Source organism: Pantoea sp. EABMAA-21 (assembly GCF_030053335.1).
Taxonomy (GTDB): domain Bacteria; phylum Pseudomonadota; class Gammaproteobacteria; order Enterobacterales; family Enterobacteriaceae; genus Pantoea; species Pantoea communis.
In genome coordinates this window covers 71,374-93,196 of the sequence record NZ_JASGBX010000016.1, presented here as the reverse complement: position 1 = coordinate 93,196, position 21,823 = coordinate 71,374, and the positions used below count along the sequence as shown (strand labels likewise).

Below are 21,823 nucleotides of genomic sequence, written 5' to 3'. Positions count from 1 at the left end.
CCCTGACAAAAAAAGATTAATCGCGAAACAGATCGGCACGCGTATAGGGTTTTTCTAATCCGGCGAGATGGGCGGAAAAACGTTCAAGAAATTGCTGCGTGGTGGCCACCCGGCCATGACTCATCAACACCAGCGGCACCAGCAGGGCGACACACACTTGCGCCAGGCTGAAGCCTTTCAATGCGGTGCGACGCTGTGTGACAAGGAAGGCGCTGCTCAGCGTGAAGCCCAGCATCAGGCCGGTGAGCACTTCACTGAAGGAGTGCGCGTGGATCACCAGCCGTGACAGGCCGACCATCATCGGGATCAGATAGCCAATACCAATGGTCAGTGTGCGCCAAAAGGTCGGAAAACGGCCTGAAACCAGCCACATCATCACCGGCCAGAGCGTTGCTGACATGGCGCTGTGGCCGCTGAATCCGGTGAAGTTAAATCTGGCGCTGCCAATGCCAAACCCGAGGAACAGAATTTTAGACAGGCTGACCAGCAAGCCCGCCAGGCCAAAAGCGAGCAGCCAATACCAGACGGTTTGACGGTTGTCGCTTTTCCACGGCAACACCAGCGCGATAATCACGGCGGTCGGGATCAGCAACATGCTGTCACCAAAATAGGTCAGGGTTTTCCAACTCATATTTTTCCTTGGGCTTTATTGAGTCAACCTGAGTGGTACTCAACTCGGGCAGGAGAACAGTGTATCGATTAAGCGTCTGGCTGCAAAAGGGGATATTCTGAAAAGCGGCGGGCCCATTTCTCTGGCATCAAACAGGTGAAATACCTATAATTGCCGCCAACTAACCCTCTCAATCGGCCCATTGCGGTTTCGGCTTCAATTGGCTCCAGTTATCAGGTCTTAAAAAAGTATGACTGACAAGTCTCATCAGTGCGTGATCGTTGGCATCGCAGGTGCATCCGCATCCGGAAAAAGTCTTATTGCCAGCACGCTCTATCGTGAAATCCGTGACCAGGTCGGTGACGAGCATATCGGTGTGATCCCCGAAGATGCCTACTACAAAGATCAGAGCCACCTCACCATGGAAGAGAGGGTGAAAACCAACTATGACCATCCCAGCGCGATGGACCACGATCTGCTGTTGCAGCATCTGCGCGCGTTAAAGGCGGGTCAGGATATTGAGTTGCCGGTTTATAGCTACGTTGAACACACGCGCACCAGTGACTGTATTCATCTTAAGCCGAAAAAAGTGATCATCCTTGAGGGCATTCTGCTGCTGACCGATGCGCGTCTGCGTCAGGAGATGAACTTCTCTATCTTCGTAGATACCCCGCTGGATATCTGTCTGATGCGTCGCATGAAGCGCGATGTGAATGAGCGTGGTCGTTCCATGGATTCGGTGATGAGCCAGTATCAGAAGACCGTGCGTCCAATGTTCCTGCAGTTTATCGAGCCCTCCAAACAATACGCTGACATTATCGTGCCGCGTGGCGGGAAGAACCGCATCGCCATCGATATTCTCAAAGCCAAGATTAACCAATATCTTTGAAAATACTGCGTCCGGATGGACGTGACGCGTGAAGGTTGTCACAACAGTGGCGACCTTTCGCTACACTTAAAGCATGGAGACTTTGCGATGAGATTATGCGATCGCGACATTGAAGCCTGGCTCGACAACGGTAAACTGGCGATTGATCCGCGCCCACCGGTTGAGCGCATTAATGGCGCAACCGTGGACGTGCGCCTCGGCAATCAGTTCCGCACCTTCAGTGGTCACACTGCGCCATTTATTGATTTGAGTGGTCCAAAACACGAAGTCAGCGCCGCACTGGATCGCGTAATGAGCGATGAGATTGTGCTGCCGGAAGGGGAAGCGTTCTTCCTGCATCCGGGTGAGTTAGCGCTGGCAGTGACGCTGGAATCGGTCACGATTCCGGATGATCTGGTGGGTTGGCTGGATGGCCGCTCCTCGCTGGCGCGTCTGGGCTTGATGGTGCACGTGACGGCACACCGTATCGATCCAGGCTGGCAGGGCCGCATTGTGCTGGAATTCTACAACTCCGGTAAGCTGCCGCTGGCGCTGCGTCCGGGCATGTTGATTGGCGCATTGAGCTTTGAACCGTTGTCTGGCCCAGCGGCACGCCCTTATAACCGCCGCGAAGATGCAAAATATCGTGGTCAGCAGGGTGCCGATGCCAGTCGTATCGACAAAGACTGATGTTCGCCTGAATGATTCAACGTGCGGCAAAGCGGTAAGAGGGTGAATCCCCGGTAGCTGGCATCAGTGTGTGACTGGGGTAAATGAACGCAGCCAACGCCGCTGCAGCATGAAGAATGACGGTGATGAGGGATTATGAGAAGAGTGATAACGACGCTGGCCATCCTGTTAGTGGTGGTCGTGGCGGGCATGACGGCACTGGTGTTGCTGGTCAATCCCAACGACTTTCGTACCTATATGGTACAGCAGGTAGAACAGCGCAGTGGTTATCAACTTGAAGTCAGTGGTGGCCTGCGATGGCACGTCTGGCCGCAACTCAGTATTCTCGCCGGGCGCATGAGCCTGACCGCACCTGGCGCCAGCCAGCCGATGGTCACTGCAGAAAATATGCGTCTGGATGTCAACCTCTGGCCGCTACTGTCGCATCAGCTAAGCGTCAGCCAGGTGATGCTGAAAAATGCCGTCATTCGTGTTACGCCAGACAGCGCCGCCCAGAAACCGAGTGGTGCACCGGTGGCGCCCACGGACGCGGAACCGGTGGTGACGCGCACCAATGGTTGGTCATTCGACATTGCTAAACTGCGCCTCGCCGACAGTCTGCTGATCTGGCAGCAGCCCGGTGGCGATGAATATAACTTCCGTAATCTCAATCTCAACCTTGATCAGGATGCCAGCAAAAATGCCAGCATCGAACTCGCCACGCGCATTTCACGCAATCAGCGCAATGTTAGCGTCAACCTTAAAGGGCAGATGAATGTGGCGCAGTATCCGCATCGGCTGGTGGGGCAGATAGAAGAGATGGATTACACGCTGGACGGCGCTAACCTCCCGCCGCAGGGCATCAAAGGGGCGCTGAGCGGGCAGGGTGAGTGGAATGCCGATAAACAGCAATTCTCGTTGCAAAAGATGCAGCTGACGGCCAACGACAGCACGCTGGATGGCAGTGCCGAAGGGCGTTTAATGTTGCCGCAGCAGCTCAATCTGGCTTTACATGCCACGACATTGAATCTTGATAATCTGATGGCCAGCGCGCCCGCCAGCGACAACAGCACCCCACAGCACGCCAGCGTGACGCGCACGCCGGTGATTGCTGAACCACGCACGCGTACCAACGCTGACTCGCCGTTAAATCTGATGGATTTAACGCTGAGTCTGAATGCGGATTCCAGCGTGTGGCGCGGATTGACGCTGAGCAATCTGCAGATCGATGCCAGCAATCAGGAAGGGTTGATGATCCTGAACAAACTGCAGGGGAAAATTGGCGATGGGCACTTCTCGATCCCGGGCAGCATTGATATCCGCCAGCCGGTGACCAAAGTCGCCCTGCAGCCGGAAATTGAAAACATCGCCATTGCACCCTTAATGAAAGCGCTGGAACTGCCGGAGAGTTTGCAGGGCACGGTCTCCCTGAAAGGCGATCTCAGCGGCACGGGCCTGAGCGTGGATGAAGCGAAGCGTAACTGGCAGGGTAATGCCGAGCTGGAGGCCACCAACCTGCAACTCGCCCAACTTAATCTGCAACAGATGGTGCGCCGTGCCGTGGCGCGCGTGAGCAATAGCGTGACCAATGATGAGCCGGACGAACAGGGGATTCAGCAGTTGAGCGGTCGTATTAGCCTGAATCAGGGCAAGGTTGTCATGCCAGATCTGCAGGGTGGCAGTAACCGGCTGGCAGTGCAGACCAAAGGCACGGTTGATGTGGTGAACCAACAGCTCGACGTCACCTTCAATATGATGCTGCGCGGCTGGAAAGGCGACGATAAGTTAGCGACTCTGCTCAATGGCCAGGCAATTCCACTGCGGATGTACGGTGGCTGGAACAACTTGCAGTACTCACTGCCGGTTGACGATGTGGTGCGCCAGCAGTTGCAGAGTGAAGCGAAGTCGCGCCTTAACGAGTGGCTGGATCGCCAAAAGCCTGAGGTACAACAACCTTAATCCACGTAAAATGCCGTTATGCCTGGTTTGATTAGGCATAACGGCGTTGGTTACCTTGCCAGCTCAGGCGCGGGCACAATCTCCACTTTCTGTACCCGATGATTTTCCACCTGCAGCGTGCGCAATAAATAATCCCCTACCTGTAACTCTTCTCCCTCTTCTGGCACATGTTGCAGGCTGTCCATTAATAATCCGGCCAGCGTGTGGTAATTACGTTTCTCATCCAGTGGCAAATGCACATAGGCTGCCAAATCTTCCAGAGGAATATGTCCGTTCGCCACCCAACCTCCATGCGGCAACGGCTGGATATCATAACGCGCATCAATCTCCTCACCTTCATTCGGCAGATTCCCGGCGATGGTTTCCATCAGGTCACTCAGGGTGACCACGCCTTCCACCGATCCAAACTCATCGACCACAAACGCAAAATGGGTGCGGGCGTGGCGGAACTGCTCCAGTGCCTGCAATAACGTCAGGCGTTCGGGAAAGATCAGCGGCTGTTTCACCAAAGCACGTAAATCGAGAGAATGGCTGTGCAGCGACTGATGGAGCAAATCAATCACATGCACCACGCCGAGCGGATCGTGCCCGCGTTCGGTAATCAGGATGCGGGTGTGCTGATTGTTATCCAGCTTAGCCATGATCGCGGCGGGATCTTCACTCAGATCGATGTGCTCAATATCGTGGCGTGACGTCATGATGCTGCTGATCTGCCGCTGCCCTAAACCGAGTACGCGGGCAATCATGCGCCGCTCCTGGCGATTGAATAACGCACCTTCATCACTGTCGCTGATCAATGAGGCGGTATCGGCGTCCAGTTCGGCGCGCTGGGCTTCACCGCGCAATATGCGCAGCACGGCTTCAGAGGTACGCTGGCGCAGCGGGCGTCCGGCGGTGAGGAAGCGGCGGCGATTAAACAGCGCCAGCTGATTAAACATCTCGATCACGATTGAGAAACCAATCGCCGCGTAGAGATAGCCCTTCGGAATAATAAAGCCGAGGCCTTCCGCCACCAGACTGAAGCCAATCATCAGCAGGAAACTCAGGCAGAGAATCACAATGGTTGGATGACCATTCACAAAGCGCGTGAGCGGCTTACTCGCCAGCAGCATGAGTAAAATGGCAATGGTGACCGCCGCCATCATCACCGGCAGTTCGTTCACCATGCCTACAGCGGTAATCACCGCATCAAGCGAGAAGATGGCATCCAGCACCACAATTTGCGCGACCACTTGCCAGAATTTAGCACCGTTCTTACTTTGACCGCTCTCTTCGTCGCTGCCTTCCAGACGACTATTGAGTTCCGTCGTGGCTTTATAAAGAAGAAACAGCCCGCCTGAGAGCAGCAATAGATCGCGGGCGCTGAAATTGTGCTGGAACAGGGTAAATAGCGGTTGCGTGAGAGTCACCAGCCAGGAAAGCGATGCCAGCAACACCAGTCGCAACAGCAACGCCAACAGCAAACCGATTACGCGCGCCCGGTCACGCGCCGCAGGCGGTAACTTTTCGACCAGGATGGCAATAAAAACCAGATTATCAATACCCAGCACCAGCTCGAGAACGATTAGCGTGACTAACCCTGCCCAGAGCGACGGATCGAGGATCCACTCCATCATGCTTTCATCACCTGAATGTCTGAAAATGCGTTTTGTCTGATGATAGTGAATCAGCAGGCAAGGTACAAATGAGGCAAATCGCGCGATATCACCCTGTTGCCCGGAGTTTTAGGCATATTCTGAGAAGGTACATTTCATCGATAAGATGAATGTATGGATAAACTTCACCGCATCGTGATAGTGACGATTAATTCTAATATTCACGCGCAAGCGTACGTTTTTAATGCGAAGCAGTCCGAAGGTGAGTATCGAATTATTCTGAATTTTACGCAGGAATGGGCTGAAAGGGATGGCATCAATACTTATGGCTGGTAGTCTTTTTCCTAAAATAGTGCAGGGGACACGGGGCCTACTTGTAAACAAGCCAGTAATAACTAGTATAGCAACGTGTTAGTAAATGTCTGCGCCGAAGTTGTTAATAGCGCGCTGTTTAGCTTCTTAATGTTATGAATTGTGATCGTGCACGGGATTAGCCTGCCGCTGGCTAAGAATAATCTCAGTGAATGCGATGAAAATAGATGCGATTGCAGCGGTATTGGCAGCGACAGCCAAGGGCGGTAGCGTGCCTGAAGTGCTTTTCTCCGTTCAGATTAGGGCTAAATCGTGGCAAGGGAAGTCAGACTAATCTGTTGGTATTTATTGCAATTCTTTGGCTTTACTAAAAAGAGAATTGGCATAAACACCGGAGCGTTTGCCGCAGATTGCCTCCCCGTTAGCAGTGGATATATCGCTCATTTATTACACAGGGCAGAGGCGTTAGGGATTAGGGAAATAAAATAAAAGAGTTAAATATGCGCGATAACCAAATTACATATAAAAGTCTCCTCACTAAAATTTTACTGGCGTGCTCGGATTTAATTTGTTTCAACGCGGCATTGTTTATTGCTCTGGCGGTGATTAATTCGTTCACAGATTCTCCACTGGCAGATATATCTGAAAAATACCTGCACTTAAAAATCGCCACCCACGTTTGTTTATCGATTATTTGCGTAGGCTGGTTCTGGGTTCGCCTGCGTCATTACACCTATCGCAAGCCATTCTGGTTTGAGCTGAAAGAGATATTTCGTACCATTCTTATTTTCTCTGTCATCGATTTGTCAATTTCAGCATTATCGCAATGGCAGATGTCGCGCTTTGTCTGGGTGACCACCTGGATTCTGGCGTTGATATTAATTCCGCTGGCGCGCGCCATCTCTAAACGCGTACTGAATCACTTCGGTATGTGGAAAAAACAAACCATCATCATCGGTAGCAGCCGTAATGCTGAAGAAGCCTGGCAGGCGCTGCAGAGCGAAGAGGTGATGGGGTTTGATGTCATTGCGTTCTTCGATGTTGATGGCAGTTGCCCGCAGGCCAGCATCTCTGGCGTACCGGTACTGCACAATGAACAAGAGCTGTGGCAGCTGACGCACAGCGAAACCCAGTTCATCGTGGCTGTGGAGTTTGAACAGAGCCAGCATCGTGACAACTGGCTGAAAATGCTGGCAATGCATAACTGCCGTTCAGTCTCAGTGATTCCAACTCTGCGCGGCGTGCCCCTTTATGGTACCGACATGGCCTACATCTTCAGCCATGAAGTGATGATTCTGCGCGTGAACAATAATCTGGCGAAACGCACTTCGCGCTTCCTGAAACGTGCTTTCGACATCGTCGGCGCACTCAGCATCATTATTGCGCTGTCACCGGCGCTGCTGGTCCTCGGCTTTATGGTTGGACGCGATGGCGGCCCACCGATTTACGGTCATGAACGTGTCGGCCTGAACGGACGTAAATTCAAATGCCTTAAATTCCGTTCGATGGTGATCAACTCGAAAGAGGTGCTGGAGGAAGTCCTGCGCACCGATCCGGTCGCTCGCGCCGAGTGGGATAAAGATTTCAAACTGAAGAATGACCCGCGTATTACCAAAGTTGGCCACTTCATCCGTAAAACCAGTCTGGATGAACTGCCGCAGCTGTGGAATGTGGTACGCGGCGACATGAGCCTGGTGGGCCCACGTCCAGTGATTGAAGACGAACTCTGTCGTTATGCCGGTGATGTTGATTATTACCTGATGGCGAAACCCGGCATGACGGGATTGTGGCAGGTTAGCGGTCGTAACGACGTTGACTATGAAACGCGCGTCTATTTCGATTCGTGGTATGTCAAAAACTGGTCGCTATGGAATGACATCGCGATCCTGTTTAAGACAGTGGGTGTCGTGCTGAAACGCGATGGTGCTTATTGATACCAGAAGGGCAGGGGACGAAATCATTATCCCCGTCTGAATAAAACCAAGGGAGCGCATGATAATGACCCACAGTTTCAGTGTTTAACCCGTCAGTTTTATTTTTTATAAGACGCTACACAGCGGCGTTTTCGCCTCTATCAATCATTAACTGATAGCGAAGAATCAGATGATAATGAAAATTAAATTGATACCTTTATTGGTATCCGCGACTTTTCTCTCCGGGTGCACCATCGAACCAGGTTCGCACCTTTCCACTAGCGGAAAAGATGTCATTGAGCAACAGGATAGCAACTATGACATCGACAAATACGTAAATGTCTTCCCGCTGACGCCGCGTCTGGTTGAACAGATGCGACCAAGGCCACTGGTTGCGCAGGCCAACCCGGCGCTGCAAACCGAAATTCAGAGCTACGAATATCGTGTAGGCATCGGCGATGTCCTGAACGTTACTGTCTGGGACCACCCGGAATTGACCACACCAGCCGGTCAGTATCGTAGCGCCAGTGACACCGGTAACTGGGTGCAGGCCGATGGCACTATTTTCTACCCGTACATCGGTAAAGTGCGTGTCGCCGGCCGCACCGTTACGGAAATCCGCGCTGAAATTGCGCGCCGCCTTGCGCAGTTCATTGAAAGCCCGCAGGTGGATGTCAACGTCGCAGCCTTCCGCTCACAGAAAACCTACGTGACCGGTTCGGTGACCACCTCCGGTCAGCAGGCGATCACTAACGTCCCGCTTACTGTACTGGATGCCGTTAACGCCGCAGGTGGCTTAGCCGCCGATGCTGACTGGCGTAATGTGGTGCTGACGCATCAGGGCAAAGAGCAGCGCATCTCTCTACAAGCGCTAATGCAAAACGGCGACCTGAGCCAGAACCATCTGCTGTATCCAGGCGATATTCTTTACGTTCCACGTAACGATGACCTGAAGGTGTTCGTGATGGGCGAAGTGAAGCAGCAGTCCACGCTTAAGATGGACCGCAGCGGCATGACGCTGGCTGAAGCGTTGGGTAACGCGCAGGGTATGGATCAAACCACCTCTGACGCCACGGGCGTATTTGTTATTCGTCCGATTCGCGGCGCTAACCGTACCAAAATTGCCAACATCTATCAGTTGAATACCAAAGATGCGGCGTCAATGGTGATGGGCACCGAATTCCAACTGCAGCCGTACGACATCGTCTACGTTACTGCGACACCGATTACCCGTTGGAACCGTGTTATTTCCTCACTGTTGCCGACCATCGTGGGTATCGATGATGCCAGCGAGGCAACGCTACGTTTCCGTAACTGGGGTAACTAAGGTTTTCGCATGATTAAGTCCGTGTTAATCGTCTGCGTCGGCAATATCTGCCGCTCTCCCACCGGGGAGCGCCTGTTCCAACGCGCGCTACCTTCAACTCGGGTGGCTTCTGCAGGGCTAGGCGCTCTGAAGGGGTTCCCGGCAGACCAGACCGCCAGCGACGTTGCCGCCGAACATGGCGTGTCGCTGGAAGGCCATCATGCTCAGCAGTTAACGGCCAGTATGTGCCGTGACTATGACCTGATTCTGGTGATGGAGAAGCGCCACGTTGAGCAGGTCAATCGCATCGACCCAGCCGCACGCGGAAAAACCATGCTCATTGGGCACTGGCTCAATCAGCAGGAAATTGCGGATCCGTACAAAAAAAGTCGCGAGGCCTTCGAAGAGGTCTACGGGTTACTGGAAAACGCTACCCAGAAATGGGTCAACGTACTAAGCCGATAGTTGGGAATACCCATGAATATTAAAAACAAGGTTATGACCGCGCCAAAAGAAGATTCGAGTGGATGGGATCTGGCGCATCTTGTGGGACAGCTAATTGATCATCGCTGGATCATCGTGGCCGTTACCGCCTTCTTCATGTTGGCAGGAACGCTCTACACACTGTTTGCAACGCCTATTTACAGCGCCGATGCCATGGTTCAGGTAGAGCAGAAAAACACGGCTTCTGTTCTGAATGAATTGCAGGATGTGATTCCAACGACACCCGCTTCTGACACTGAGATTCAAATTCTCGAATCCCGTATGGTGTTGGGCAAAACGGTTAATGACTTAGGTCTGGATACCGTGGTGGAGCAGAACTACTTCCCGGTGATTGGTAAAGGTCTGTCGCGCCTGATGGGCAACAAGCCGTCTGAAATCGCCATTTCTCGCCTGGAAATTCCGCGCACTATCGATAAGCGTACGGTGCAGTTGGAAGTGACCGGTCCACAGACTTATACCGTGACCAGCGAGGGTGATGAGCTGTTCAAAGGCCGCGTGGGCCAGCTGGAGCAGCATGGTGAAGTGACTATGCTGGTCAGCGGTATCCAGGCTGATGAAGGGACCAGTTTCAACGTCACCAAACTCACTGACTTGCAAGCCATCAGAGCAGTGTTAAACGCACTTACCGTCGCCGATAAAGGCAAAACGACCGGTGTGTTGGGTCTGGAATATCAGGATGAAGATCCGGTGCGTGCCAGCCAGGTACTGAATCAGATCGTGAATAACTATCTGCTGCAGAACGTTGACCGCAAATCTGAGCAGGCTGAGAAGAGCCTGGAGTTCCTGCGCAACCAGCTGCCACAAGTGCGTAGCAGTCTGGATGATGCGGAGAACAAGCTCAACGCCTATCGCCGCCAGAATGAATCGGTGGATATGTCGCTGGAAGCGAAATCGGCTCTCGACTCATCCGTTAGCGTGCAGAGCCAGTTGAACGAACTGACCTTCAAAGAAGCTGAAGTGTCACAGCTCTACACCAAAGATCACCCGACTTACCGCGCGCTGCTGGAAAAACGCAAAACCCTGGAAGACGAGCAGGCAAAACTGAACAAGAAAATTGCCGGTATGCCGCAAACCCAACAGGAAATTCTGCGTCTGACTCGTGATGTGCAGTCAGGTCAGGAAATCTACATGCAGTTGCTGAATCGCCAGCAAGAGCTGGGAATCAGTAAAGCCAGTACCGTGGGTGATGTGCGCATCATCGACCGTGCGGAAACCGCCGGTAGCCCGGTGGCACCGAAGAAACTGTTGATTATTGCCGCCAGCTTTATTCTGGGTCTGATTCTCTCTGTGGGTCTGGTGCTGCTGAAAGCGCTGTTCCATCACGGTATTGAGAATCCTGAGCAGCTGGAAGAGCTGGGCATGAACGTCTATGCCAGCGTACCGCTGTCAGAGTGGCAACGTAAGAAAGATACCGAAGCCCTGGCGCGTCGTGGTCACAAAGAGAAGAGTGACCCACATAATACGCTGCTGGCGTTGGGTAATCCGACCGACCTCTCCATCGAAGCGATTCGCAGCCTGCGTACCAGCCTGCACTTCGCGATGATGGAAGCCAAAAACAACATTCTGATGATTACCGGTGCCAGCCCGGGTATTGGTAAAACCTTTATCTGTGCCAACCTGGCGACTCTGGTATCGAAAGCAGGCCAGCGTGTGCTGTTCATCGATGGTGATATGCGCCGTGGTTATACCCATGAGCTGCTTGGTTCGGAAAACAAAATGGGTCTCTCCAATGTGTTGTCCGGCAAGAGTGAGTTCTCCCCGGCCATGATTCAGAAAGGCGTGTACGGTTTTGATTTCCTGCCACGCGGTCAGGTACCACCGAACCCGTCTGAACTGCTGATGCATCGTCGCATGAGTGAGTTACTGGATTGGGCGAGCAAGAACTACGACCTGGTGCTGATTGATACCCCACCAATTCTGGCAGTGACCGATGCTTCCATCATCGGTAAGTTGGCCGGTACGTCGCTGATGGTGGCGCGTTTCGAAACCAACACCACTAAAGAGTTGGATGTTAGCTACAAGCGCTTCGCGCAGAACGGTATTGAGATTAAGGGGGTCATCCTGAACGCCGTGGTGCGTAAAGCGGCGAACTCCTACGGTTATGGTTACGACTATTACAACTACGAATATAAACAGAAAGTTTAACGCACCCTGTTATTGACTTAGAGGCGGCATCTGCCGCCTCTTTTTGCGTAAGGAATGACACCATGGCACCCTATTGGGTTATATCCGGATTGTTGCTTCTGATTTCATTGAGTGAGCTTATTGTCAAAAAAGATGAGCGCACTTCGGGTCTGATGCTCTACCTGCTGTGTATTGCCACCGCTATCCTGATTGTGTTTGCCGGGATTCGCGGTTTGGGTACCGGCATGGATGACCTGCAGTATCGGACATTTTATACCGGCTTCATTCAAAGTCTGCAGATCAACGGCTTTAGCGCCACCGTGGAGCTCTTCCGTTATGAGCCGCTGATTTTTGCCATCGCCTGGCTAACTAGTCTGATTTCCAGTAATGCTGACACCTTCTTATTTGTATTCAGCATTCTGGCGGTGGTGACCAATGCGGTGTTCTTCCGCAAAATGTCACCGTACCCGATCCTCGCGCTGGCACTGTATTCCGCCCATATCTATATCAACAAAGACATGAACCAGATTCGCTTTGGTCTCAGTTCTGCGCTGTTTTTGGGTGTGCTCTGGTGTTTATATCTGAAGCGTTACTGGGGAGCGTTCGGCTTTTTCCTGCTCTCTTTCTTCAGCCACAATACCGGAATTATGGTGGTTACGGTCTTGCCATTCTTGTTTATCCGTCAATGGCGCTATTGGCCGGTGCTGATTATCTTTCTGAGTATCCCGATGTCGAAGTTCGGCGGGACAAACTTTATCAGCTTGATCAGTGCGCATATGGGCGCGATGGGGGAGAGGGCGGAAGGCTACAGTGCTGAAGCATCGAATACCGCGGATGGCAGCATCTTCTCGGTTTCTAACCTTAAAAACATCATGCTGGTGTGTATGTTTGTCTATTTCATGCTCAGCGATGAATTGAAACGCAACAACGCTGAGCAGTGGCGTTTTAACTATCTGATGATTGTGACCTTCGCGCTGGGCGGGGCAATCAGGATCTTCTTCTATAACTATTCATCCGGGGCAAGGCTTTCCAACTACCTGTTGCAAGTTGAGCCTATTCTACTGACCTCGTTGATCTATCAATCACGGCAATTGCTCAAGCCGGCGATGTTCGCGATGTTCAGTTTCTTTCTTGTTTATTACCTCTACTACAACACCATCTCGCAGAAACAGGCCGTTGTCGGCTACGAGGTGGCGCAGGAGTTCAAAATCTTTAGGTAACAGAGAGGTAACATGACGAGAAAATTGATGGTTTTAGCCCTCGCGCTGGCACCGATTGCGGCGCTGGCAGCACCGGGTTTAAGCACGTTGCAGATTGACGCATTTGGTGATTCCACTACTGCGGGTGTCATCAGCAAAGACCGTAAAAGCAGCATCACCAAAGCCAGTGAAATCGGTGAATTGGCGCAAATGCTGCAACAGCAGTATGGCGATCGGGTCAACATCGTGGTGAAAAACCACGGCGTGCCCGGTGCGCAGGCCGCTGAGTTGTTGTACCCGCATGGCGGCGATGATCAAAGCCATTGGGAGGACTTGATGAAAACCTCCCCGGCTAAAATCGTTCTGATCAACTACGCCATTAACGATGCCCGACACTATTTTTTCAAGGATAAGAAGGTGCACCTTGAAAGCCCTGAAGAGTATGGGCGGATTATCACGCGCCTGGTTGAAGTGGCGAAGCAGAACCATAAACAGGTTATTTTGCAGGAGCCGAATCCCATTTGCGGCAAAGCGGAACGTTGGAATGTTTGGCCCTACGTCTGGCAACTTAACCAGGTGGCTAAGCAGCAGCAGGTTGCCGTGGTTCACCAGTATAGCGTGATTAAAGAAGATCGTGATTGGCAGTCGCAGATGTCTGACGACTGTATTCATCCGCTGGAGTCACTGTATAAAGCCAAAGCGGATCGTACCTTTAGTATTGTTAGCCCACTTGTTCAGCAAAGTCTTGCGCAGCAAAGCCCCTAACCTTGTTGTGTCGATTTTATAAGGGATCCTGATATGTACATCATGATTATGGTGGTTTCGTTCTGCCTTGCATTGCTCATTTTACATGCCTGCTCTTATCATCGCGGGATTTATAATGATAAAGGCGTGAAGAGTATTTCTGGCCTGCGTGCTTTCCTTGCCAGTATTGTCGCCTTTTCTCATTTTGTTCATTATATCTACGGGCTGGATCAACCGTGGATATATGATAAAAACTATTTTGCCTGGTTCTCTGAAGGCAACTTTTTTGTGAATTCGGGTAAATTCGGCGTCTTGCTGTTCTTTATGATTTCGGCTTTCCTGTTCTATCGCTGGCTGGATAACGATACGCTCACCCCTGCACAGCTGAGTGGAAAACTCTGGCGTTCACGCGTTCGACGTATCGTCCCGATGTTTTGGTTCTCAGGTTTCGTTATCTTTACCATTGGTGCGCTGCAAGGTGCGCTGGTACCGCCGTTGCAAGCGCTGAAAGATGCTGTTTTATGGCTGTTGTTCATTGGCAGCTACAACGTTGGCGAGATGTCTACGGCGGTGGTGAACTCCGGCGTGGAGTGGACGCTGCGTCTGGAATGGTTGCTGTATTTGTCTATTCCCGTGATTTATTTCCTCAATCGATTAACGCGCGGGAAATACAAAACCCTGCTGATCCTTTCGTCCATCGGCGTTATTTTCATCATTGCCGTCGCATTACGTTTGTATGGGAAAACCTATACCGATCCGCGTCCGGTACTCGGCTTTGCGATGGGATATTTTGCTTATAAATTCCGCGATAGATTTGCTGGTTTACGCCATTCCCGCAGTGCGGCAATCCTCAGTCTTGTATTGGCAGCTTTCTCTCTGTTCTTCACCTCGAATACCTTCTTCTATGTCTTCTTCCTGATATCCCTGACGGTGATCTTCTTTATTGTCAGCAGCGGTAATTCGCTGATGGGACTGTTGGAAAATAAGACCTTGATGTCGATTGGTGAAGTGAGCTATAGCCTCTATTTGATTCATGGCGTCGTGCTGTACGGTATTGAGCAAATCCCACCAACGTTATATCCGCATAATTACTGGATGTTCACGCTGTTATCTACACTGTTCTTTGTTGCGGCGTTTTATGTCGCAAAAATGACCTATCTTTGGGTGGAAAAACCGTTTATCGGCAGCAGTGGCGGTAAGTCTAAAGCAGCAACCAAAGCAGCAGCCGAAAATTAAGAATTTGACTGATTACCTTCGCTTAATATTCGTATTACTGTTAACCAGAAGTTTTTAGAGGTACTGGCAATGCAGGATATTCGTTTCTCAATTGTAATTCCCGCGTATAACGCGTCGAAGTCGATTGTAACGACGCTGGATTGCGTCAAAGCGCAAACCTATCGCAATTTTGAAGTCATCATCGTGGATGACAAATCGGCTGATGCCGCTGAGCTGGCACAGGTGGTGCGCAGTGAGCGTTATCAGGATCTGGACATCAAACTTGAGCTGTCTCAGGTGAAACTCAACGGTGCCGGCGCTCGTAACAAAGGTATCGAACTGGCTGAGGGTGATTTCATCAGCTTCCTCGATGCAGATGATGAGTGGGGTGTTGATAAGCTGCTCACCGTTTATGACACCATCACCAGACTTGAAGCACAGGGTAAGTCGAACTATCTGATTTTCAGCCAGGTGAACATTCATCAGGATGGCCGTTTCCTCAAGGTGATGCCGATGCAGGCACCGGGCAAGAATGAAACCATCGCTGAATATCTGTTTGGCTGTTACGGCTTTATTCAAACCAGCACCATTGTGTTGAAGCGCGAAGATGCCGATAAAATCCGTTTTGATGCGCGTTATATTCGCCATCAGGATTATGATTTCTGCATCCGTGCTGACCGCATGGGCTATGAGTTTGTGATGATTGATAAGCCGCTCGCCACCTACCATCTGGTGACCAAATTTGGTTCCAAACACAAAGGCGAGTCGGTGAAGTACTCCTTCTTCTGGCTGGACACCATGAAGCCGCACCTCACGGCACGTGACGTCCATACCTATAAGGCGTTCAAGCTGCCGCTGCGCTACAAGATGGATGGTAAATCACTGCAGGCGAGCCTCAGTTTCGCGCGCTACTTCTTCCTGACCAACCGTGATAACCGGGCTTATTTCCTGAATCGACTGTTCGATAAGGTGAAGTCTCGCTTCTCTGGCGGGCGAGCCGTCTCCTGATTCACTTTATAAAATTTTCACTTGCTCCCGCACCGGGAGCAATTTTTTGGTTCCTGACACTCCGGGTATGCAAATGACAAATCATGTTGGCACCGTCGGTATTGTGATGCCGATGTATAACGCGCGTAAAACGGTATTGCGTGCGGTAGAGTCGATCGTCAATCAGACCTATAGCGACTGGCATCTTTATTTAATAAATGATCAGTCCACCGATGATTCGCTGGCCTATGTACGCGAACACTGCACTGATGCGCGCATCACCATTCTTAACAATGAAGTCAACCTCGGTGCGGCGGAAACACGTAACGTGGGTCTGCGTGCCGCGCAAGAAGAGATTATTGCGTTTCTCGACAGTGACGACGAATGGCACGTCGATAAACTTGCCGAACAGACTGCGGCGATCGCGGCGGGTGATGATTTTGTCATCACGCATTATCACTACAAAACCAAAACCGCCGACCACGATATTCTCTACAGCAAACCCTATCTGCAGCAGGAAAACTTCGTGAAGAAGCAGTATCGCGTCTGCTTCTCTTCCGTGTGTTTCCGCCGTCCCCCTCAGGGCATCTTCTTCCAGCGTAAAGGGCATGAAGATTTCCTGTTCCTCTACGAACTGTTCCTCCGCTACAAGCAAGCTCGGGTGATCCAGAAGACGCTGGTCAACTATTACGAGCTGGGCGACTCACTCTCGCGCAATAAGAATAAAGCGGCGAAATGGCACCTCGAATTATTAAGAATTATCTATAAAAACAATCCGTTAAAAATCTATTACTATTACGGCTGGTATATGGTGAACGGCGTTCTCTTCACCCTGAAGCATCGTTAAGACCCGCTATTTTTCACGCTGCTACAGCGCTAGCAGCGCGAAGGAATTGGGTCTTAATTTCAAATTTTGAGGTGGAAAGCGTTTCATGAAAAAGATTGTTTTAGTGATTAAAGATGCCTACTCCTACGCGGGCACCGAGAACATCTGCAACTTCATGTCGGAGTGCCTAGGTGAGCAGCACGCCGTCACCATTTATTCGCTGGAAGGACACGGCAAAACCTTTTATCCGTTCGATCGCGTGAAAGAGATCGTCAGTTTTGAAGGGCAGAGCAACCCGATTAAAAGCGCTGTGGCAAGCATTCATCAGCAAGGCTTCGACAGCGTATTTCTGATCAGCATGGGCCGCCTGAGCGTGATGTTCGCCTTCTGGAACCTGATGGCGATGAAGAAAAAACGCTTTAAAGCCTACGCCTGTGAACACATCGCGATTAACTCCTTCAGCAAGCCGATCAAAGCGCTGAAGTGGATGCTGCTGCGCTATTACGACCAGGTCATCGTGCTGACGGACAAAGATCATCAGGTGTTCAGCCGCTGGAATATCGCCAGCAAGCAGATCCCCAATCCGGTGGTGTACAAGGCCTTTCAGCGCCAAAGCCGCAGCCGTCAGGCGCTGGCGGTGGGGCGTCTGGATAATCAAAAAGGCTTCGACCTGCTGCTGGATATCTGGGCCGACTTCAGTAAAACCCATCCTGAATGGAAGCTGGTGATCGCGGGTGACGGCGAACTGCGTCAACAACTGCACGATCAGGCTGCGGCGTTGGGCATTACCCATAGCGTTAACTTCGTCGGCAAAGTCAGCAACATCAACGATTACTACCGTGACAGCGACATGGCGCTGATGACCTCGCGTTATGAGGGCTTGCCACTGGTGCTGCTCGAAGCGAAATCCTGGTCATTGCCGGTGGTGGCTTATGACTGCCCAACCGGCCCGCAGGAGATTATCAATCACGGTGAAGATGGGTTCCTGGTGCCGATGAATGACAAATCAACGTTCCTGGCGCGCATGGAACAGCTGGCCAGTGACGATAGCCTGTTTTACGCCATGAGCGAAAAAACCAAAGAAACTGCGCTGAAGTTTGACGGTAACCAGATCAAACAAAGCTGGCTAGCCCTGGTTTAGCCAAATATTTCATGCCGCAGGAAGGCGGCAAGTGCTTGAGTCCCCGTGAGCTTACTCTAGTAAGTGACAGGGGCGAAGGTAGGCAGCCAACGCCCCTGTGGCGTGAAGTATGACGGCTAAATGCCTCCGGGATCACATTTATGGCTGTTACGCAGCCCCATGACCACGGGATTGAAAGCATGAAAAGAAGAGAAGTCTTGCAAACTGCAGCCTCCTCCATTGTTGCCGCGCTCTCAGTGAGCGCATTTTCCAGCTATGCGGCAAAAAGTGGTCAACCGGCTTTGAAAGCTGTCGATCCGTCCAGCGTACCGCAGGGCGATGTACCAATTTTAACGCCAGAAAATGTCTACACCATGCCACCACAGTTTTGGCAGAACTTTGAGGGCAAATTGTGGATCGGGCAGGCCGGTCAGGATGCCAGCAAAGCGGGCAATCAGATTCCAGTCTTCCTGCGCGATGCCAGCGGTAAAGTGTCACAAATCAGCCAGCCTATTGCGCTAAATAAGGGCAACTTCGCGCAATTCATTCACGATAATGCAGCGTTGATCGCCAATCCTGCTCACTCCATGGTGGTGGAAGACGATCAAGGGAATACGCTGTTTTCGATTGCAGATGTTTCACGACCGAATCCGAGTAACTTTAGTCAACGTCTGGCGCAGCCGAATGGCTATCAGCTGATTGGCGAAATCCCGTCGGTTGAGGAGTTAAGGAAAACGCGTCCGCTGTTCGCGGGTGCCAAAATCAAGCTGAAAAGTTGGCATGAAGGCTTAGAAGTGGGCGGCGGGGAATTCGTTGGCGCTTTTGGTGACGGCAAAGATGATGGCGGCGTTATCTTCAGTGGTAAAGGCTTCTATTGGCGTCGCGTGGTTGAAGATTTTAACCGCCTGACGCTGTTCGATTTTGGCGCTATTGCCGATGCCAAAACCGATGCCGCACCGGCGATAAAAGCCATGTATCAATGGTCAATTGATGCCAATCAGCAGATCTGTGTGCAGTTCCCGGCAGGCAATTTCTTCGTCACCGAGTGCGATTTCGGTAATGAAGAACGACGCTACTTCCGTATCTCCGGCGCGATGGTCAATTTTGGCTATTTCCCGGCGACCACGCTGACTTCAGACGGTCGCTCTGAATTCCTGTTCCAGGTGAACGCGCGTTGGACTGAAATCTCCAATCTGATTTTCAACGGTCAAAACGACAAGCGACCGAATAAGCAGGGGCTGTTCCGCAACACGTGTCCCGGCGGGCAATTTTTCCGTGGTGCCTGCTTGCGACTCAATCAGGTTGGCGGAGTGTCGTTGAGCTTACTGGATACGCTGGATTGTAAAATCGACCAGTGGTACGCCAATGCCTGTACCGGTGATGTGATCAAAGCCAGTTGGTCGGGCCAAAAGGCTGGCGCCTGGGATCACAGCACGGCGATTGAACTCTCCAACTTCAACGCTCAGCACTGTAAAGGCGGTAAGGTGTTGAATCTGCCACGTTGCAGCCAGTCGATCATTCATAACGGCTGGATCGAGCACAGTGAGTTTCCCGGTGACATTTCCAATGGGCAGTGGATTATCGATGCGCTCAGCATTGAAGACTGTAAAAATCCGCTGATTGCGCACAACTCGCGACTGAACATGCGCCAGACCAACCTGCAGGCGGGGAGTTGGATCGACAACTCGATGGAAGGCGAGCGTTGGCTCAACATCTGGGAGATGGGATCCACGCGCGTGGAATCTTACGGTGTCGCCATCGATGGCAGCCTGAAATACAACTACATCACCTCACGCTTCCGCCTGGCGAATAACACCAACCAGGAAACCTGGTTTGAACTCGGCAACTTCTACTCACCTACGGTGGGAGACAGCTGGGAGATCGAGGTGTTTGGTCAATCGCAATTCAATAATGGCACGGCTAATCAGCCCTTAATGAACGTCATTGATGGTAAAGGCACCGGCGGTCGTGCGGTTATTCATCTGCAACGCAAAACCAAAAATGCGGAAGCCAGCTGGTCTGCCGAAGGCAGTTCACCCGTGGTGGATGTCCGCTTTGAACCGCGCTCAGAGACGGACACGAAAGTGTTCGTCAAGCTGGCTGGTTGGACACCCACCACCGCTATTTTGATTAAAAGCACCGCCAAGGACCGCTTCCTTACCGGACGCTGTGCGCGTGTGGATGCCACCATGGCGCAGGGCAGTCCTGCCAGCGGCAGCCAGCAAGCACCGCAGCGCTTCAGTCTGCACAACGGTAAAGCGGGTATAGGCGGTAACGAGCAGGGCGATCTGCTGCTGGCCTCGCGCGCGCTGAAACCGGAGCAGGTAGATACGCGTGAGCCGAAAGGATTTGTCTCGGTGGTGATTAACGGCGAACAGGTGGCGTTACCCTATTTTGCGGTGAAGTCGTAATGCAGTAACCGGAGAGGGCGCAGCCGTTTGCGCCCTCTCCGGGAAAGGTTGGGAGCGGCCTGCAGGTCGCCCGTTCGAGGACAGATTTTCTATTTTGGGCATTGTTCCCATTGCAGTTTTTTAACACAGAGTTCACTTTGCCCGTGCAGGAAATGACGTGGCTTGTAAAAAATTAAAAAAATTTTTCTGGAGTGTTTATGAAGATTTTATTGGTGGGAAACCATACCTGTGGAAATCGTGGGGATGGCGCGATTTTACGTGGACTGATCGACTCTTTGCAGTCTGCGCGTGGCGACCTCGATATTGATGTGATCAGTCGTTATCCAACAAGCTCCGGGTACTTATTGCAACAGGATATCCAGCAGGATTCCTTGTTTCTGCATAACAGCAAATCAGCGAAAGGGCTGGTGGGCAGCGTTAAACGTAAAGTGGCCAACCGCCTGATGCCCGAAATCATGATGGCGCATCTGGGCAAGGGTGGCCTGTACAAATCGTTCTCTGTGCCGCCCCATCTGGCGCAGTTCACCAAAAGTCTGGAACAGTATGACGCCATCATTCAGGTGGGCGGTTCGTTCTTCGTCGATCTTTATGGTGTGACGCAGTTTGACCACGCGCTCTGTGCATTGATGGCGAAAAAGCCGCTGCACATGGTCGGTCACTCCGTGGGACCCTTTGAGAACCCCCGCGTGAATGCGCTGGCCAATTTCGTGTTTGATCGCGTCGATAGCCTGGTGCTGCGTGAAGAGGTCAGCTTCGATCGCCTGAAACAAGACGGCGTCACCACCAGCCGCGTGAAGAAGGGCGTCGATACCGCCTTCCTGGTGAAAGCACGCGATGTGGAGAATCCGAGCCACAACCTGCTGCACTGGAAAAACATCATCAGCGCGCGTAAAACCATCGCCATCACCGTGCGTGAACTGGCACCGTTCGATAAACGTCTCGGCGTGACGCAGAAAGAGTACGAAGCGGCCTTTGGGAAAGTCATCAATGCGATGATTGCTGAAGGCTATCAGGTGGTGGCTTTCTCTACCTGTACCGGCATCGACAGCTACGCCAAAGACGACCGCATGGTCGCGCTGACGCTGCGTGATCACGTCGATAATCCCGATCATTACCATGTCATCATGGACGAGTTCAACGACCTCGAACTCGGCATCCTGCTAAGCCATTGTCACCTGACTATTGGCACCCGCCTGCACTCCGCCATCATTTCCATGAACTTCGGTACCCCAGCCGTGGCAATCAACTATGAGCACAAATCGCTCGGCGTGATGAAACAGCTTGGATTGCCGCAGATGGCCACCGACGTGCAGAGCCTGATGGATGGTTCGCTGATCGATAAAGTACAAACCGTACTGGCGGACTACGACAACGTGAAACGCAAAGTGGACACCGCGGTGGCGCAGGAGCGTGAAATTGGTAACCGCATTACGGCAGAAATTCTCAACGTGCTGGGGTAAG

General features: G+C 51.9%; 17 protein-coding genes. 15 read left to right on the top strand and 2 right to left on the bottom strand.

The window, feature by feature from the left end; all coding sequences use genetic code 11:
- Positions 1-16: 16 nt before the first annotated feature.
- Entirely contained in the window at positions 17-631 is a 615-nt protein-coding gene (locus tag QMZ65_RS20420; RefSeq protein ID WP_160832695.1) for a phosphatase PAP2 family protein, read from the bottom strand.
- Positions 632-860: 229 nt separating this feature from the next.
- Here QMZ65_RS20420 and udk point away from each other — a divergent pair, with 229 nt between their 5' ends.
- The 3 genes from udk to asmA all read left to right on the top strand — a co-directional run bounded on the left by udk (position 861) and on the right by asmA (position 4,106).
- Positions 861-1,499 carry a uridine kinase gene (gene udk, locus QMZ65_RS20415; RefSeq protein WP_034824830.1) on the top strand — a complete coding sequence of 213 codons (639 nt, stop codon included), beginning with the start codon at positions 861-863 and terminating at the stop codon, positions 1,497-1,499.
- 87 nt (positions 1,500-1,586) lie between these two features.
- The gene (dcd, locus tag QMZ65_RS20410) at positions 1,587-2,168 is read left to right on the top strand and encodes a dCTP deaminase (RefSeq protein WP_034824828.1); all 582 of its coding nucleotides are present in this window, start codon (positions 1,587-1,589) and stop codon (positions 2,166-2,168) included.
- Positions 2,169-2,303: 135 nt separating this feature from the next.
- Complete coding sequence (gene asmA / locus QMZ65_RS20405; RefSeq protein WP_283216595.1) at positions 2,304-4,106, top strand: outer membrane assembly protein AsmA; 1,803 nt, start codon at positions 2,304-2,306, stop codon at positions 4,104-4,106.
- Between the two features lie 50 nt (positions 4,107-4,156).
- On the opposite strand, the gene QMZ65_RS20400 is transcribed toward asmA, so the two are convergent.
- Positions 4,157-5,722: a TerC family protein gene (locus QMZ65_RS20400; protein ID WP_283216594.1), complete on the bottom strand. Its 1,566-nt coding sequence runs from the start codon at positions 5,720-5,722 to the stop codon at positions 4,157-4,159.
- 791 nt (positions 5,723-6,513) lie between these two features.
- On the opposite strand from QMZ65_RS20400, the gene wbaP reads away from it, so the two are divergent.
- From wbaP to wcaK, 12 genes are all read left to right on the top strand, one after another.
- Entirely contained in the window at positions 6,514-7,947 is a 1,434-nt protein-coding gene (wbaP, locus tag QMZ65_RS20395) for an undecaprenyl-phosphate galactose phosphotransferase WbaP (protein ID WP_160832698.1), read from the top strand.
- Positions 7,948-8,122: 175 nt separating this feature from the next.
- Positions 8,123-9,253: a polysaccharide export protein gene (locus QMZ65_RS20390; RefSeq protein ID WP_097116644.1), complete on the top strand. Its 1,131-nt coding sequence runs from the start codon at positions 8,123-8,125 to the stop codon at positions 9,251-9,253.
- 9 nt (positions 9,254-9,262) lie between these two features.
- The gene (locus QMZ65_RS20385; RefSeq protein ID WP_097116645.1) at positions 9,263-9,697 is read left to right on the top strand and encodes an arsenate reductase/protein-tyrosine-phosphatase family protein; all 435 of its coding nucleotides are present in this window, start codon (positions 9,263-9,265) and stop codon (positions 9,695-9,697) included.
- A 12-nt stretch (positions 9,698-9,709) separates the two neighbouring features.
- The gene (gene wzc / locus QMZ65_RS20380; RefSeq protein ID WP_034824794.1) at positions 9,710-11,881 is read left to right on the top strand and encodes a tyrosine-protein kinase Wzc; all 2,172 of its coding nucleotides are present in this window, start codon (positions 9,710-9,712) and stop codon (positions 11,879-11,881) included.
- A 62-nt stretch (positions 11,882-11,943) separates the two neighbouring features.
- Positions 11,944-13,080: an EpsG family protein gene (locus QMZ65_RS20375; protein ID WP_034824792.1), complete on the top strand. Its 1,137-nt coding sequence runs from the start codon at positions 11,944-11,946 to the stop codon at positions 13,078-13,080.
- 12 nt (positions 13,081-13,092) lie between these two features.
- Positions 13,093-13,824: an SGNH/GDSL hydrolase family protein gene (locus tag QMZ65_RS20370; RefSeq protein ID WP_097116647.1), complete on the top strand. Its 732-nt coding sequence runs from the start codon at positions 13,093-13,095 to the stop codon at positions 13,822-13,824.
- A 126-nt stretch (positions 13,825-13,950) separates the two neighbouring features.
- The gene (locus QMZ65_RS20365) at positions 13,951-15,039 is read left to right on the top strand and encodes an acyltransferase family protein (protein ID WP_283216593.1); all 1,089 of its coding nucleotides are present in this window, start codon (positions 13,951-13,953) and stop codon (positions 15,037-15,039) included.
- A gap of 69 nt (positions 15,040-15,108) precedes the next feature.
- Positions 15,109-16,026, top strand: a complete 918-nt coding sequence (locus tag QMZ65_RS20360; protein WP_283216592.1) for a glycosyltransferase family 2 protein — start codon at positions 15,109-15,111, stop codon at positions 16,024-16,026.
- A gap of 73 nt (positions 16,027-16,099) precedes the next feature.
- On the top strand, positions 16,100-16,852 hold the full coding sequence (locus QMZ65_RS20355) for a glycosyltransferase family 2 protein (protein WP_160832702.1): 753 nt from the start codon (positions 16,100-16,102) through the stop codon (positions 16,850-16,852).
- Between the two features lie 85 nt (positions 16,853-16,937).
- Positions 16,938-17,972 carry a glycosyltransferase gene (locus QMZ65_RS20350; protein WP_283216591.1) on the top strand — a complete coding sequence of 345 codons (1,035 nt, stop codon included), beginning with the start codon at positions 16,938-16,940 and terminating at the stop codon, positions 17,970-17,972.
- A 179-nt stretch (positions 17,973-18,151) separates the two neighbouring features.
- Complete coding sequence (locus QMZ65_RS20345) at positions 18,152-20,362, top strand: phage tailspike protein (protein ID WP_034825254.1); 2,211 nt, start codon at positions 18,152-18,154, stop codon at positions 20,360-20,362.
- A gap of 197 nt (positions 20,363-20,559) precedes the next feature.
- Complete coding sequence (gene wcaK, locus QMZ65_RS20340; RefSeq protein ID WP_097116651.1) at positions 20,560-21,822, top strand: colanic acid biosynthesis pyruvyl transferase WcaK; 1,263 nt, start codon at positions 20,560-20,562, stop codon at positions 21,820-21,822.
- Position 21,823: the final 1 nt, after the last annotated feature.

Bases quoted from the DNA above. Each gene is read 5' to 3' on its own strand.
- QMZ65_RS20420 (WP_160832695.1), bottom strand. From the start codon at position 631: ATGAGTTGGAAAACCCTGACCTATTTTGGTGACAGCATGTTGCTGATC.
- udk (WP_034824830.1), top strand. From the start codon at position 861: ATGACTGACAAGTCTCATCAGTGCGTGATCGTTGGCATCGCAGGTGCA.
- dcd (WP_034824828.1), top strand. From the start codon at position 1,587: ATGAGATTATGCGATCGCGACATTGAAGCCTGGCTCGACAACGGTAAA.
- asmA (WP_283216595.1), top strand. From the start codon at position 2,304: ATGAGAAGAGTGATAACGACGCTGGCCATCCTGTTAGTGGTGGTCGTG.
- QMZ65_RS20400 (WP_283216594.1), bottom strand. From the start codon at position 5,722: ATGATGGAGTGGATCCTCGATCCGTCGCTCTGGGCAGGGTTAGTCACG.
- wbaP (WP_160832698.1), top strand. From the start codon at position 6,514: ATGCGCGATAACCAAATTACATATAAAAGTCTCCTCACTAAAATTTTA.
- QMZ65_RS20390 (WP_097116644.1), top strand. From the start codon at position 8,123: ATGAAAATTAAATTGATACCTTTATTGGTATCCGCGACTTTTCTCTCC.
- QMZ65_RS20385 (WP_097116645.1), top strand. From the start codon at position 9,263: ATGATTAAGTCCGTGTTAATCGTCTGCGTCGGCAATATCTGCCGCTCT.
- wzc (WP_034824794.1), top strand. From the start codon at position 9,710: ATGAATATTAAAAACAAGGTTATGACCGCGCCAAAAGAAGATTCGAGT.
- QMZ65_RS20375 (WP_034824792.1), top strand. From the start codon at position 11,944: ATGGCACCCTATTGGGTTATATCCGGATTGTTGCTTCTGATTTCATTG.
- QMZ65_RS20370 (WP_097116647.1), top strand. From the start codon at position 13,093: ATGACGAGAAAATTGATGGTTTTAGCCCTCGCGCTGGCACCGATTGCG.
- QMZ65_RS20360 (WP_283216592.1), top strand. From the start codon at position 15,109: ATGCAGGATATTCGTTTCTCAATTGTAATTCCCGCGTATAACGCGTCG.
- QMZ65_RS20355 (WP_160832702.1), top strand. From the start codon at position 16,100: ATGACAAATCATGTTGGCACCGTCGGTATTGTGATGCCGATGTATAAC.
- QMZ65_RS20350 (WP_283216591.1), top strand. From the start codon at position 16,938: ATGAAAAAGATTGTTTTAGTGATTAAAGATGCCTACTCCTACGCGGGC.
- QMZ65_RS20345 (WP_034825254.1), top strand. From the start codon at position 18,152: ATGAAAAGAAGAGAAGTCTTGCAAACTGCAGCCTCCTCCATTGTTGCC.
- wcaK (WP_097116651.1), top strand. From the start codon at position 20,560: ATGAAGATTTTATTGGTGGGAAACCATACCTGTGGAAATCGTGGGGAT.